Below are 14,173 nucleotides of genomic sequence, written 5' to 3'. Positions count from 1 at the left end.
GGAAAGACATGCTCTTCGGACCCAACCGGTCACCCACAGATGATATAGGTCTTGCTCATGTTCGCTATCTCCGGAGCGGGAACAATGAGGCCCCGGAGGCCTAACGGACGAGGGGCTGCTTGCGAAGTCCTAGTCGGACTCGGAAACGGCAGGCTTTGGGGGCGGGGGCGGGGGCGGGGGCGGCGCAGCTGCGAGGCCGTCGGAGGCGTAAAATCCGATGCGCTTCTCGATCTCCGCGATGTGCTGCCTCGGCTCCTGCAGCGCGTCGTCCTCCAACAGTGTGGCCCGCCACTCGCCTGCCTCGCGACGCAGGACTGCGAGGCGAACGGGAGGGCCGACCCCGCCCGGGGCGTAGTGAATCGCGTGCTCGATCGCCCAGCATAGGCCGACGGTCGCCGCCGCGACAGTGGGCTCCCGGCCGTCCCATAGCACGCGGCTGACGAAGGCGAGGAACGGGTCGGCGAGGGTCTGCCCAGCCCCCATGGCCACCCAGTGGCGACGGCGCGTCTTCCGCTCAGGCTGCAGGTCGAAGGTGTTGAACTCGATTAGCTCGGGGGCGTCGCGGATGGGCGCGGCAACCATCGCGCCGAAATCCAGACCAGCGCCGGGCGAGAAGTGGACCCCGCTTGTGGTAAACTCGTGCCGTGCGAGGGCCGCGATGGACGTGCCGCATTCCTGGCAGCCGCGCTCGAACACCTCTTCCCGCCAGGATTGCTCGACGATCGCCTCGAACCGCTGCGCAAGGCCGATGCTGCCGGTGCCCACCACGATGACTTTGCCGCCGATGACCCGAATCTTGTCGTCGGAGCGGACCTGGATGAGTGGGCTCCGGCCGTTGCCCGAGGTCGACATACTATCGGCTCCGATGACGATGCCGTCGGAACACAGGGCTCCCACGATGACGGTCAACGGCGGTGGTCCACGAACACGCTGTTGGCCCTCATCCCCGGATAGGCCTCGTAGATCGAGCGGACGAGGGTGCCGAAGTCCTGCGCGCGGACCCAGCGGGCGATGTCGTCGACATAATGTGCGAACTCCGGGGCGAGGCCGGCCATGGCCTCTCGGCCGCGGGCTACGCCGGCATCACTGGCGGCGTATGTCTTCCAGCGGCCGGACGGGGAGGGGCGGACGACGGCGAGGCCGTCGCGCGCGAGCTGCTCGGCCTCGGCGTAGACGGCCCTGTCGAAGGGGCCGTAATCGTAGGGCTCGAATGCGAAGGCCGGCCCCTCGTCGACCAGCCAGGGCAGGTTCGTGAGCACGAGGAAAGTCGCCTTCTGGATCTGCACCGGCTCGTACGGTTGCCCGTTGGCCGCGGCCAGGATGGACAGTAGCAGATCGCGTCGGGTCATGGCCTCTCATTGCGCCGGCGCGGGGACAGGTCCGGGGACGTCAGCCTGCGAGCTGAGATTAGCCTACGGCGTGGCGATGAACAAAGCGTGGCCGTTTACGGACATGCATGCGGCTTCAGCGGGCCGAACACCCCCGCCATCAGCTCGCGGACGTCGTCCTTGTCCGACTTGCTGAGCTTGCCGCAGCCCGCGGCGAGGAGGACGGTGACATGGCCGTGCCAGTCGCCCTCGGCCGGCTCGTGGGTGACGGAGAAGCGGTGCCCTCTGGTCGAGGACTGGCCGCGGATCCCGCCAGCGAGCGCATCGGTACAGCCGCGGTAGGTTGGGCCGGGCCGACCCTTCGCGCGTTCGCGCTCTCGGTCCTTGTCCTGCTTCTCGCACCCCAGCCGATGCACGTCCGCATCACTGGGCACCACCATGCGGAGGGCGACACTCTCGGCCATTCCGCGGTCGCTAGGGAACTGGAAGATCTCATGCCAGACGAACTCGTCGGCTGCCCCGAGCATCCGCGGTGCATAAACGTGCCGCGAAACGGTGTCGGCATCGTCGATGGTGCGGATCGTCGGCACGTCAGCCGGCGGCGTGTCGTCAGCCGCGCGTGGGGATATGGACGAGGAGCCCTGGGGGGATGTATCCGCCATTGTATATGGTAGGCTCGACGTGCTGCGAAGTGGCGCCGGGGTTGACAGTCATGTGCAACACGGACCCCTCGAAGGTCAACGCGCACTTGCCGGCCGGGCCCGACCACCGCATCAGTATATCGCCCTCGTCGTCGACCGCGACCTTAGGCAGCGCACGGTTGTGCGGAAGCCGCAGGACGAAGTCCTGCGCGAGGCGTACCTTCGCCGGCGTCACTTTCGGGTATCCCATGGCGTCCGCGTAGGCCGGCAACTGTCGGATGGCGTCGAGGAGGTGCGCGCGGCGCATCCGCTCGGATGCGCCCGCGGCGGTCGAATCGAGGTCTGAATAGGACTCGAACGGTGTGCCCGTAACCATGACGGGCATCGCGTCCGCGAAGCTCGCTCGGGCGAAGTTCATGTGTGCCTCTCCCAGACCCTGTCCTGCACGTCCCGGCTCGTGATGTCCGAGAAGGTCGTCACGATGGACGCGTGCGCAAGGTCGAACCAATTCCATATAGCATCAGTTTCCAGTGCCGGCGAGAATTTGCGCGCGAGAAGGTCCAGGCGGACCAGCCCCTGGCCGTCGCTGGGGCGCTGGGTCGTTCTGAGCCCGATATGGAGGTTCCCCTCGCCGTCCGCGAGGTCGAGCTGCGCGTTCCAGCTTAGCCCGGACAGCGCCAGGGGGTCGGGGGACCCGACCGGGGGACGCCACGTGAGGAACGGGACGACCGACGCAACATCGCCCGGACCAGTGAGGTCACGGCCGAAATGGAGGGAGTTCACGTAGGCCAATTCCACACCGACGAGGTCCGGCGCCCCGAGGGACTGCTCTTCGAGGAAGCCGATTAGGAGTCCAAGGACGTCACGCAGCTTGGCAACGATGACGTCGTAGCTGGGATAGGGGCTGTCCTCGGCGCGACGCCGCCAGTTGATGATGAGCCGGTCACGCTGGAGCTGCAACAGGGTCGCGTCGTCGGCGGACACGAACCAGACGCGCGGGAACGGGCTTGCCTCGATCGGACCGAACTGGAACTGTATCTGGAAGTCAGCTGGCCCGTTCGCGATGAGCGTCGGCGGTAGGGGCGGCAGCGTCTCCGTGCGCGGGAAATCGCGTCTCAGGCGCTCCCACAGGGAGCCGACATGAGCAACCTGCAAGTCGTCGAGGGACTGGAAGTAGACGCCGCAGACCACCTCCGTGACGGGTGGTCTCCCGTATTTGGGTAGCGGGGCGAGCGGCATGGCTGTCCGTTGTCCCACGGCGATTGCTCCCGCGAATAGGGGTCATCGCCGGCGAAGTGTCAAGCGAACCGCTGCCTATCACCGCCGCGGCGATGCGCACACCCACAGGCGGCGTGCCGTCGTGGTCGCAAGGCGTCACCGGATCGACGGGCGTTCTCGACCAAGCGGACGTGGATCTTGTCGAGGATGACCAAGCGGTATTTGGAGCATTCGCTCCCGATGTCGGTGCTGGCCCGGCGCCGGACAGGCTGCCCTGCGAGTGGCAGTAGAGGTGGGTGTCGCGCCGGTGCTGGCGGGGCCACTCGCGGAAGGGCTATGCGAACACCAGGCTTCGATGGTCTATCCATCCGTCAGTAGGGCGATGGGCTCGGGACTTCGGAGATGCCATCCCACGGCAGGGGCGCAAAGGCCCTGTCGCGGTTGCCACGGACGAAGTAGCGCTGGTGCCGGTTGAGGCGCGCGAAGATCGCGCGGGACCGGTCCTTGGGAAGCGCTGGCAGAAAATGCCGAGGTGCCAGATGGTATCCCGCGGGCAGCCGGCTGCATTCCAGTGGTCGACCAGCGTCTTGTCATGCTCCTAGACCAAGCCGAAGGGGCGCCTCAGTCCGAGGGGGGTCCCAGAGTGGCCTGGTGGCCAAAATGTTGGTCGCTCGCCCCAAGATATTTAGTTCGCTACGAACCTGAAGGCATAGGTGCCAAGGGACGCGCTGCAGGAGGCTCGTTGCCATGCGTTGCCGAGCCCGCCGAGGCAGGAACATTCGGGAACAAACCGCTTGACCAACACTCATTTCGCACGTAGAAGCTTGCACCACGAGGCGCGGCAGATGCCGTCTCGTTTTCCTGCAAAGCATTAGTAATTTGCCATCTCTATTCGAAGAGTGGCATGCATAGTGTTGCGTGATAACGGTTGCTCGCTTTCGAGAGCCGAGACGCGCTCGCTTATAAGTCTTTGCTTCTGTCGCATCATTTGATCAGTTCTGATCGAATTGTTGTAGACTTGCGCGGCCTATCGCGCTTCAGACAAAATCCTGACGGAAAGCCAGCTAATTCAATTGAAATGGCTGCCGTCGGTCTGAAAGCCTCAACAATGACAACCGCCAACAATCTCTTTTTCAAGGAAAGTGCTGCTACAGCTAAGGGCAACCTGGACTTCGCCCTCAAGTACGCGGAGCTGGGATTCCAGATCTTCCCTGTCGATTTTGTAGTCCAGGGCGAGGATGGCTCGTGGGAGTCATCAAGGAACCGTTATTACCGCCAATGCGCTGTCCGCGACGGCAGGGAGCCGCGGCTCTGTCCCAGTCCAGGTAAAGAGCCGCTGGTGCAGTGGAAGGACGGTGCGACCAGCAGTCCCGAACAGATCCATCGATGGTTCACGAAGAAGCACGGGGGCTGGCCGCGTGCAAACATCGGCATTGCTACGGGCCCACGCAGCGGAATCTGGGTCTTGGATGTCGATGGTCCAAAGGGTAAGAAAAGCCTTGATGACCTGATCGCAAAGTACGGTGCTCTGCCAGACACAGCTCACGTTATCACGCACTCCAGTGGTGAGCACTATTACTTCAGATGGCCCGAGGGATGCGATCTTAGGAATACAGCAAGTGCTCTAGGTGAGGGGCTCGATACGCGAGCGGACGGTGGATATGTCGTAGCACCACCAAGCCGTGGAGTGTCAGGTAACCTCTACATGTTCGCGAGCGGTCGATCAGTGGCGGAGATCGAAATCGCTCGTGCTCCGCAGTGGTTGCAGGACCTCGCTTTTTCGGCCACGAAGGCGCGCACTGCTGCGGTAGAGGCGCCAAGTCGGAGCAAGGAAAAAAAGTCTCATAAGAATGTATCGGTTCTGGAAATGGTGGACGCTGCTGCGACCATCCCTGAAATCGCCGAGAAGCTCGCACTAATTGGCGACGGTGAGGGTCAGCGAGGTTTCGACTCGACAATCAACGAGGCGGCCTGTGCTTACTTCCGCTTTCAGGGCACAGAAGCACCGGCCGGCGTGCTCAAGGCGACGCTCCGGTCTACGGTTGAGCGAGCCCCAGTAAAAAGGGAGCGTGAAAACTACGCGCGGTATCTCTCAGACGAGTACCTGGACAGGAGAATCGAGCAGGCGCGCGAGTACATTTGCAACAGTGAATCTGCCGGCAATGAAGAGCGCAACTTCATATTTGACGATTATCAGGAGCTGATCGACGCACTCAACCGAATCACCGCCGTCGTTTGGGTGGGCGATGCCATGCGCTTCCTGATACAGGAGAACGACCACACGCGCTTCGTACGGCAGCAGGATGCGCGGAATGCGCTCGCTCCTTACAAGTATGCCGTTGAGGTAGCGGATCGGAAGGGCAACAAGAACACGAAAGTGAAGGCTGGATTTGATGTCTGGATTGAGTCAGATCGGCGTCGACAGTACGAGAAAAAGACGTTCGACCCTAGTCTTCGTCACGATGCTTCCGTGTTCAATACCTATTCTGGTCTAGGCATAAACCCGATGCCTGGTGACTGGTCGCTAATGCAGGCCCATTTGTTCGATAACATCTGCCATGGGAGCCTGATCCTATACCGGGCACTGCTGAGCTGGATCGCTCAACTGCTACAACAGCCAGGCCGCAAGCTCGGCTCAGCGGTCGTTTTGCGCGGCGTCAAGGGCTGCGGCAAGTCAATCGTCGCTGATTGGCTACGCCGCATCATCGGCGACAAGCACGCAAGAAAGATCTCCAACCCACGCCATCTCACAGGCCAGTTCAACTCGCACTTTGGAGAGGCCATCCTCGTCGTTATGGAAGAAGCGTACTGGGCGGGAGACCACTCGGTCGAAGGCATGCTTAAGGATTTCATCACCAGCGACGACATAATGCTCGAGCGAAAGGGTATCGACGCTGAGGAGGTGAAAAATTATTCGCGTCTGCTCGTCATCTCGAACAACGACTGGGTTGTTCCGGCTGGGCACGGTGAGCGGCGCTTCATGGTGTTCGATGTTGGGTCTGGTAAGGCTCAGGACACAAGTTACTTCGGTGCGCTCGACAAGCAGATGCGCGACGGCGGTGCAGCTGCCATGGTTCACGATCTGCTTTCGTACGACTTCGACGAGGCGGTCCTGCGCAAGCCACCGCGGACGGCTGGGCTGGTGGATCAAATCAAGGAGGGGCTCCGGCCCGACGAGCGCTGGTTCTACAGCATGCTTATGGACGGGCACGTCCCTGATCGAGAGGACCTGGAATGGCAGGATAACCAGCCGCTCGAGGTGCCGGCGGCGACTCTCCGCGACAGCTTCAACGATTTCGTTCCTCAGTACCGGGGGGGCCAGGTGACGCCGAATGTGTTCGGGCAGTTCCTCAGGCGGATGATACCGCAGCTTCCCGCACCAACGCGCCCAGGCGCCAAGCACGGCGGCGAGCGCGCGCGGCATTACGTGCTTCCACCCCTCTCTGAGCTGAGGAGCGCGTTCAAGGCACGGTACGGTATCAGCTTCGAGCAGGACACCGAGAAGCCTGAACCAGTTCTCTGTTGGGCGGAGTGCCTCGAGGCGCGCGGTCTGTTCGCAACCCGGAAGCCTTCTACGTCCGACGACAAGCCTGTTGAGGGGATCACACTACCCTCGCCGGCAAACGACCAGGCTCCTGCCAGCGACGCGGCGTGAGGACGCAAAGGCAAAAGATAGACGAGGTTGGGTACAGAGGCACTCCGCACGTACTGCGGGCGCCTCTCCTTCATGGTTGGGCGCGGTCGGGTCCAGATCCCGTCCGGACCTACTCGAAATGCGAGGCCAGAAAGTCCTAACTTCTTCAGGCTCTTGGCCGCAGGTCCAGATGGTCCAGGTTCTTAGTGCACTTCCTCTGCGCGAGAGTAGATATCGCAGGAGATGCCTTCTGTGAGTCGGTATCTAAATTTCTCTAAAAGTCTGGACTATCTGGACCACCTGGACGCGAGCTGTCAAATCCCTGAGATTGCTGTAGATTTTAGGTCCACCTTACCGTCCATCAGCACGGCATGGTGGACGTGCTTCTGAGCCCTTCCTTGCTGCGTATGGCTCGCTGATCCATTGTGTGAGAATCAAGGGACGCGTTGAATCGCCATATGAGTTAAAGATCTGACGGAAGATTCCCTCTACGTGCCCGCACCACAAAGGATGCAGCGGTAAGAATTTGAGTGACAGAGACGCTATCATTCTCGAGCAAGGCTATCGAGTATGATAGATAGCCCTTCACGTAGCGCCCAACGACACTGTTTTGCATATTATTGATGAGAAATTTCCATCTATGCAGAAGAAACTGCGCGTCACTAGGCACAATTGTGGTGACTGATTACGCGCTTGATGGGCTTTTACAATTAGCTCGTCTCTGAACGGCCATTTTCATGGTCAACATTTCTGGAAATCGTCATGTCGTATGACTCAAATCCCAAGCCAGGCGCAGTTCAGGCCCAAGATTCGCTTATAAACGAATCTTTCTCAACAGCGTGTCAAGGCGTTGTAGTGAAATGGTGCACTAATACGTCGTGCATCTTGTTTTCGGTCAAGCGACAGACTGTCATCCGCGGACACGTTGGCCACGTCAAGCAAGTGGTACGGTCTCTATGACGCGGCAAAAAAGCTCGAGCGTAGGACATGTGTCAAACCGGCGCGCCATGCGAGCTGAGCGAGCCGCTGCCTACTTCGATGTCAGCGAGTCGACTTTCCTGAGCTGGGTTAAGCAGGGCATTATGCCGGAACCGACTCGCATCAACGGCTGTGTCCTTTGGTGCATTCGTCAGCTCGACGCAGCATTCGACCGGCTCTGCTCTAACCGCGAAGCCGAAAACGAGTGGAATGGAGTTTTCCAATGAGCCGAATCAAGCTCCGATATATCCACTCCTACATTGATAGGCACGGTACGCAACGCCACTACTTCCGGCGGGGTAAACAGCCCCGGACGCCACTGCCGGGTCTGCCAGGCTCGCACGCCTACATGGAAGCCTATCGGGCTGCTCTCGAGGGCAAGCCAACAACAGCCAACAGGCCTACTGGAACCGCACGGTCGGCGCCTGGCAGCATCTCAGGGCTGATTGCGCTCTACTACACTACGCCGGCGTTTAGGACGTTGGCTGCCTCAACTCAGAATACGTACCGCGGCATCCTCGAACGCTTTCGCGAAGCACATGGCGACAAGAGCGCCGCAACCCTCAAACGCGAGCACGTCCGGCACATCGTCAGATCGATGCAAGAAACGCCTTCCGCAGCGAACAACCTGCTCGACCGCATACGCGCACTTATGCAGCTTGCGATGGAAGAGGGCCTGCGACAAGATGATCCAACTCAGGGTGTGAAGAAGATCCCGGTCAAGACTGATGGCTTCTACACCTGGTCCGAAACTGACATCGCTCGGTTCGAGATGCATTTTCGAATTGGCACGCGTGCTCGACTTGCCTTCGCTCTACTTCTCTACACGGCTCAGCGGCGTTCAGACGTGGTCCGGATGGGTCCTCAGCACATCAGTGATGGTGTCCTGACGCTTCGACAGCAGAAGACGGGCGTGGAAGTCGGAATCCCCATTCACCCAGAACTGCAGCGCGTTTTAGATGCGACGCCTACGCAGCACCTAGCCTTCCTGGTCACCGCGCAAGGCAAGCCTTTCACCGCTCCTGGTTTCACCAACTGGTTCCACGAGTGCGTTCGTGAGGTAGGGCTACCCGCCGGCTGCTCACCACATGGACTCCGAAAGGCAGCCGCCACGAGACTAGCCGACGCGGGCTGCAGCCCTCACGAGATTATGGCTGTCACGGGCCATCAGACCCTCAAGGAGGTAGAACGCTACACCCGCGCGGCAGGCCGACGTGGCTTAGCAAAACGAGCTATGGGACGCCTTGGGACGAAAGCGTGAACGCTGAGTGGCTAACCTACCATTTCGGTTAGCCAGTGCTCCATAAAAACCCTGCTGAGGCAGAGACTTGGAAACGGACTGGCGGAGAGGGAGGGATTCGAACCCCCGATGGACTTGCGCCCATGCCGCATTTCGAGTGCGGTGCATTCAACCGCTCTGCCACCTCTCCGCGGCGCGCCGTCGCCAGCGCAGGCGGGGCATTAGCACGGGTCCGCGCCGTTCCACAAGCCGGGTTTGCCGGAAACACGAAGGCGACGCGAGGGATGCGGCAGCGGCCGGGATGCCGGCCGCACGGCGCCTCAGTAGAGGGGCGCGAGGCGGACGTTCGGCACGGCGAAGGGGCCGACCACGACCCGGCCGCCGGTGAGCCGCACCGTCGGCAGCACCTTGAGCGGCGGATCGCCCGGGCGGTCCTGCGCGTCCGGACCCGGTGCCGGCTCCTTGCGGCGCCCGCCGAGGAACTGGCCGACGATGTTGCCGACGAGCGCCGCGCCGTCGCCGCCGAGCCGCGCCCCGAGCTGCTCGCTGATCAGCGGGGCGATCACCTGCTCGAGCCCGGCGGTGCGCACGTCGAGCTGGCCCGCCGGCCGGTGCTGCTCGTCGAGGGCGAGCACCCCTTGCGCCCGCAGCCGCCGGCTGCCCTTCTCGGCCGCGAGGCTGGCGATCTCGACCGTGCCGCCGGCCGTCCGCCAGCGCTCCAGCTCCTGCGCCAGGGGGCGGGTGCGGAAGCCCGCCGCCCGGGTCACCGTGGCGTCGAGGGCGAGGTCGGCGGGCTCCGTTCCGCCGAGGACCGGGTCGAGGAGCGGCAGGCTCGCCCGCATCACCCGGGCGCTCAGGTCGACCGCGCCGTCGGTGGCGAAGCGGCCGGGGGTCGGCCGGGCGTGCAGCTCGAGATGGCCGGTCGCGAAATCGATCGGCGAGGGGTCGGCGCCACTGACCGTGCCCTTCAGCCCGTCCACGACCAGGGAGGCGCGCTGGAACCCGTCGCCTGTGACATGCAGGCTCGCCTCGAGCCCGCTCCAGGTCACGTCGGCGGCGAGCGCGTCCTGCTGCACCCGGAACGGTCCGGTCGCCTCCACGATCACGTGGCGCGGCTGGTAGACCTGGGCCACCGCCACCACCGGGCCGACCGTGAAGCGGACGTCGGAGCGGGCGAAGCCCAGCGTGGCGCAGCGCAGCTCGAACCGGAAGGGATAGCCGGCGAGCGAGCGGTCCGTGCAGGTCCATTGCCGCCCGGCCTGCGCCTCGCGGGCGAACCAGCCGTCGATCTCGGCCTCGGCGCGGCCGCGCAGCCAGAACCAGCCCGCCGTCCAGGCGAGGGCCAGCAGCACGAGGAGCACGAACGGCGCGAACAGGCCGAGGCGCAGGCCGGGCCTGCGGCTGGGTCCCTCGGCCGTCCCCGGCGTCGCGTTCGTCGGCGCTTGGTTCATCGGCATGATCCCGGCTCTGCGGCGGCCTGACCTGGCCGTCCGGATTGAACCGCGTCCCCGTAGCTGCTACCGGCCGCGCCCGGCAAGAGATCGTGCCGGCAAGACGACCGGGCAAGACGACCGGGCAAGAGATCGGGCGAGCGATCGGGGGAGAGACCGCAAAAGCGAGGCGCGCTCGCGAGGCCGCGGCGCCGGGACTTTTGCCGGAAGGGGGCGGGGCTGATGGCGATGGGGGCGGCGGAGCCGTCGGATCTCTGGGTGTTCGGCTACGGCTCGCTGATGTGGCGGCCGGGCTTCCCCTTCGTCGAGAGCGGGCCCGGCCGCCTGCGCGGCTATCACCGCTCGCTCTGCGTGCTCTCGCATGTCCACCGGGGCACGCCGGAGCGGCCGGGCCTGGTGCTCGGCCTCGACCGCGGCGGTTCCTGCCGCGGCATGGCGTTCCGGGTCGCGGGGCCTGAGGCCGCCGGCACGCTCGCCTACCTGCGCGAGCGCGAGCAGGTCACGGCGGTCTATGTCGAGCGGGTGCTGGGCGTGACCCTCGACGACGGGCGCCGCATCCGGGCGGTCACCTACCTCGTCGACCGCCGGCATCCGCAATATGCCGGGCGGCTGCCGGAGGCCGAGCTGGTGCGGCTGGTGCGGCAGGGACTCGGGCGCTCCGGCGCCAACCCGGACTACGTCCGCCACACCCACGACCAGCTCGTCGCCATGGGCATCCCCGACCCGGTGCTGGCCCGCCTCGCCGCCGCCTGCTTCGTGCCGAGCCCCTGAGGCGGGGCCAGATCCCGGTGCGCGCTCGCGCGGCGGTGGATCGGCCCAATGCGATCATTTCCGGTTCAGGTGCGTTAGTCCGTCTGGGCCCTGAGAGACTCGGACGGGCCAGAACCCCACCGGGCAAGCCGGAGCGCCTCCGCGTTGATGAACCCCACCACCCATCTCGCCCTGATCAACGTCTTCGTCGGCGACATCCAGGGCGGGCTCGGCCCCTTCCTCGGCACCTGGCTGGCGCAGGCCGCGCATTGGGGCCCCGGCGAGGTCGGGCTCGTCACCACCATCGTGGGCTTCGCCACCTTGGGGCTGAGCGGCCCGCTCGGCGCCCTCGTCGACCGCCTCGGCCGGCCGCGGCTGCTGATCGCGGCCGCCTGCGCGGCGATCCTGGTCGGCACCCTGCTGCTGCTGCCGGCCCGCGCCTTCCTGACGGTGCTGGCGGCCCAGTTCATCGCCGCGGCGGGCGGCACGCTCGTGGTGCCGGCGGTGACGGCCTTGACCCTCGGCATGGTCGGCAAGCAGGCCTTCCCGAAACAGCAGGGCCGCAACCAGGCCTGGAACCACGTCGGCATCCTGGGGGCCGCCCTCGCGATCAGCTTCGGCACGCCCTATACCGGCCCGAGCATCGCCTTCTGGGTGCTGGGCGGCCTCTCGGCCTGCGCCATCGTGGCGGCGGTCACGACGCCGAAGAAATCCTGGAACGGCCGGCGCGCCGTCGGCTGGAAGGAGGACGACCCGGACGACAACCCGGAGCGGTCCGCCATCCTCAAGGTCCTGGCCGACCGGCGCCTCCTGATCCTCTCGGCGGCGCTCGCCCTGTTCAATCTCGCCAACGGCTCGATGCTGAGCCTGCTCGGCCAGAAGCTGGTGGCGGCGGGCCAGGACGGCACCGGCTGGACCGCCCGCTACGTCATCGTCGCACAGGCGGTGATGATCCCGGTCGCGCTCTTCGCCGGATCCCTCGCCGACCGGCGCGGGCGGCGCCAGCTCCTCCTCGTCGCCTGCGCGGTGCTGCCGGCCCGCGCCCTGCTCTCGGCCTTCCTGACCGACCCGTACTGGCTGGTGCTCGCCGAGGTGCTGGACGGCGTCGCCTCCGGCGTCATCGGCGTCGCGGTGCCGGTGGTGGTGGCGGACCTGACCTGGGGCTCGGGCCGCACCCAGACGGCGCTCGGCACCGTCGCGGCGGTGCAGGGGGTGGGCGGCGCCCTCTCGGGCTGGGTCGGGGGGCTGCTCGCGCTCCATCTCGGCTGGACCTGGGCCTTCCTGGCCCTGGCGCTGCCCGCCGGGCTCGCCCTCATGATGGCCCTGTGGCTCGAGGAGACCTGCGCGCCGGGCGGCCAGGACGGGGCGGGGGCGGCCTGCAGCGAGGCCAACCCCCCGGAGGCCAAGCCTGCGGAGGACACGCCTGCGGAAGCGGCGGTGGGGGCGCAGGCGGGGCCGTGATCCTTGGGAGCGACGAGCGTCGAAGGCGCGCCCCCCTGGACAGGCTGGACGCGGGCGTGATGCTATTGCGGCGCTCGTCCCCGAGGCCTCTGAGTTGAGTGCGCCGCCATGAAGACGCTCCTCGTTCCGGTCGCCCGCCACACCCTGCTCGATTCCGTCCTCGACACCGCCGTCCTCACCGCCCGCCGCTTCGGGGCCAGCATCGAGGGGTTCGGCCTGCGGCCGGCCCTCGCCGAGTACGTTCCCGTCGACATGGTCGGGGGCATGACCTGGGTGCGCGACGAGGAGACCGACCTCGTCGAGGCACGCGATTGCGGCGGGCTCTTCGCCGCCGCGATGGAGCGGCACGGCATCGCCCGCGACAGCGCCGATATCGGAAAGAACGGACCGCGCTGGCGCTGGCTGCCGGACGCGGCCCCCGGCGACGGCTTCCTCGCCCAGCACGCGCGCCTGTTCGCCGCCACCGTGGTCGGCCGGCCCGGCAGCGGCGAGAACGCGCCCCGGATGACCACCCTCGAGGCGGTGCTGTTCGAGAGCGGCCGCCCCCTGGTGATCGCCCCGCCGACCGCGCCGGCGAGCATCGGCGAGACCGTGGTGATCGCCTGGAACGGCTCGACCGAGACCGCCCGCGCGGTCGCCTTCGCGGCCCCGTTCCTGCGCGCCGCCACCCGGATCGAGGTGCTCGGCGTCGATGCCGGCATGGTGCCGGGACCGAGCGCCGAGGAGCTGGCCGCCGCCCTCAACCGCGAGGGCCTGTCGGCGCAGGGGCGCACCCTGGCGGCGGGCCGCCGTACCGCCGGCGAGATCTTCCTCACCGAGGCGGAGGCGATCGGCTGCGACCTCCTGGTCAAGGGCGCCTACACCCAGAGCCGCCTGCGCCAGATGATCTTCGGCGGCGCCACCAGCCACATCCTCGCCCACGCCACCATGCCGGTGCTGATGGCGCATTGACGGACACAGATGACCGACTTCGCCCTCGACCCGCGGCTTGCCGCCGACACGATCGCGCTGGGCGACCTCGCCCTGTCGAGCGTGCTGCTGCTCAACGACAAGCGCTTCCCCTGGCTCGTCCTGGTGCCGCGCCGCGACGGCGTCTCGGAACTCACCGACCTGTCGCGGGAGGACGCCGCCCTCCTGATGGAGGAGACCCGCCTCGCGGTCGGGGTGATGCAGGGGCTCGCCAGGCCCGACAAGGTGAATGTCGGGGCGCTCGGCAACGTGGTGGCGCAGATGCACGTCCACGTGATCGGGCGGTTCCGGTCCGACCCGGCCTGGCCCGGGCCGGTCTGGGGGCATGGCACCCGCGAGCCCTATCCGGCGCATGCGGCGGCGCAGCTCGTCGAGCGCGCCCGCGCCCTGTTCGCGGCGGCGTGAGAGGCCGCCGGTCCCTGCGGCCGCGGCACCGACCGGGCGCGCCGGCGCGACGGGCTCCGGCGGCGGCGCCGCGCATCCCCGCGCAGTTCTGGCGCCGA

At 65.8% G+C, this 14,173-nt stretch carries 12 protein-coding genes and 1 tRNA gene; 6 read left to right on the top strand and 7 right to left on the bottom strand.

The window, feature by feature from the left end; all coding sequences use genetic code 11:
• Positions 1-129: 129 nt before the first annotated feature.
• The 5 genes from EU555_RS26020 to EU555_RS26000 form a co-directional block, all read right to left on the bottom strand.
• Positions 130-909, bottom strand: a complete 780-nt coding sequence (locus EU555_RS26020; protein WP_135418273.1) for a hypothetical protein — start codon at positions 907-909, stop codon at positions 130-132.
• Complete coding sequence (locus EU555_RS26015) at positions 906-1,349, bottom strand: hypothetical protein (protein WP_135418271.1); 444 nt, start codon at positions 1,347-1,349, stop codon at positions 906-908. Before EU555_RS26015 ends, EU555_RS26020 begins: the two co-directional genes overlap by 4 nt.
• A 95-nt stretch (positions 1,350-1,444) precedes the next feature.
• Complete coding sequence (locus EU555_RS26010; RefSeq protein WP_135418269.1) at positions 1,445-1,918, bottom strand: hypothetical protein; 474 nt, start codon at positions 1,916-1,918, stop codon at positions 1,445-1,447.
• 19 nt (positions 1,919-1,937) lie between these two features.
• Positions 1,938-2,387, bottom strand: a complete 450-nt coding sequence (locus EU555_RS26005) for a hypothetical protein (protein WP_135418267.1) — start codon at positions 2,385-2,387, stop codon at positions 1,938-1,940.
• On the bottom strand, positions 2,384-3,208 hold the full coding sequence (locus tag EU555_RS26000; protein WP_135418265.1) for a TIGR04255 family protein: 825 nt from the start codon (positions 3,206-3,208) through the stop codon (positions 2,384-2,386). The genes EU555_RS26005 and EU555_RS26000 overlap by 4 nt, the downstream gene beginning before the upstream one ends.
• A gap of 907 nt (positions 3,209-4,115) precedes the next feature.
• Here EU555_RS26000 and EU555_RS25995 point away from each other — a divergent pair.
• Positions 4,116-6,842, top strand: a complete 2,727-nt coding sequence (locus tag EU555_RS25995) for a bifunctional DNA primase/polymerase (protein WP_135418263.1) — start codon at positions 4,116-4,118, stop codon at positions 6,840-6,842.
• Between the two features lie 1,306 nt (positions 6,843-8,148).
• Entirely contained in the window at positions 8,149-9,060 is a 912-nt protein-coding gene (locus EU555_RS25985) for a tyrosine-type recombinase/integrase (RefSeq protein ID WP_167858665.1), read from the top strand.
• 79 nt (positions 9,061-9,139) lie between these two features.
• Here EU555_RS25985 and EU555_RS25980 read toward each other — a convergent pair.
• Both EU555_RS25980 and EU555_RS25975 read right to left on the bottom strand, forming a co-directional pair.
• Positions 9,140-9,229, bottom strand: a tRNA-Ser gene (locus EU555_RS25980).
• Between the two features lie 130 nt (positions 9,230-9,359).
• A complete protein-coding gene (locus EU555_RS25975; protein WP_425375154.1) occupies positions 9,360-10,496 on the bottom strand; it encodes a DUF2125 domain-containing protein in 1,137 nt (378 codons plus the stop codon).
• Between the two features lie 222 nt (positions 10,497-10,718).
• On the opposite strand from EU555_RS25975, the gene EU555_RS25970 reads away from it, so the two are divergent.
• The 4 genes from EU555_RS25970 to EU555_RS25955 all read left to right on the top strand — a co-directional run bounded on the left by EU555_RS25970 (position 10,719) and on the right by EU555_RS25955 (position 14,075).
• Entirely contained in the window at positions 10,719-11,261 is a 543-nt protein-coding gene (locus EU555_RS25970) for a gamma-glutamylcyclotransferase (RefSeq protein ID WP_135418337.1), read from the top strand.
• A 147-nt stretch (positions 11,262-11,408) separates the two neighbouring features.
• Positions 11,409-12,701 carry an MFS transporter gene (locus EU555_RS25965; RefSeq protein ID WP_135418256.1) on the top strand — a complete coding sequence of 431 codons (1,293 nt, stop codon included), beginning with the start codon at positions 11,409-11,411 and terminating at the stop codon, positions 12,699-12,701.
• A gap of 108 nt (positions 12,702-12,809) precedes the next feature.
• Positions 12,810-13,652 (top strand): universal stress protein, encoded by an 843-nt coding sequence (locus tag EU555_RS25960; protein WP_135418254.1) that lies wholly within the window; start codon positions 12,810-12,812, stop codon positions 13,650-13,652.
• A 9-nt stretch (positions 13,653-13,661) separates the two neighbouring features.
• On the top strand, positions 13,662-14,075 hold the full coding sequence (locus tag EU555_RS25955) for an HIT domain-containing protein (RefSeq protein ID WP_135418252.1): 414 nt from the start codon (positions 13,662-13,664) through the stop codon (positions 14,073-14,075).
• The last annotated feature ends 98 nt before the right edge of the window (positions 14,076-14,173 follow it).

Source organism: Methylobacterium nonmethylotrophicum (assembly GCF_004745635.1).
Classification (GTDB): Bacteria; Pseudomonadota; Alphaproteobacteria; order Rhizobiales; family Beijerinckiaceae; genus Methylobacterium; species Methylobacterium nonmethylotrophicum.
The sequence above is the reverse complement of the archived record's forward strand: the minus strand, read 5'-3'. Positions and strand labels throughout refer to the sequence as shown.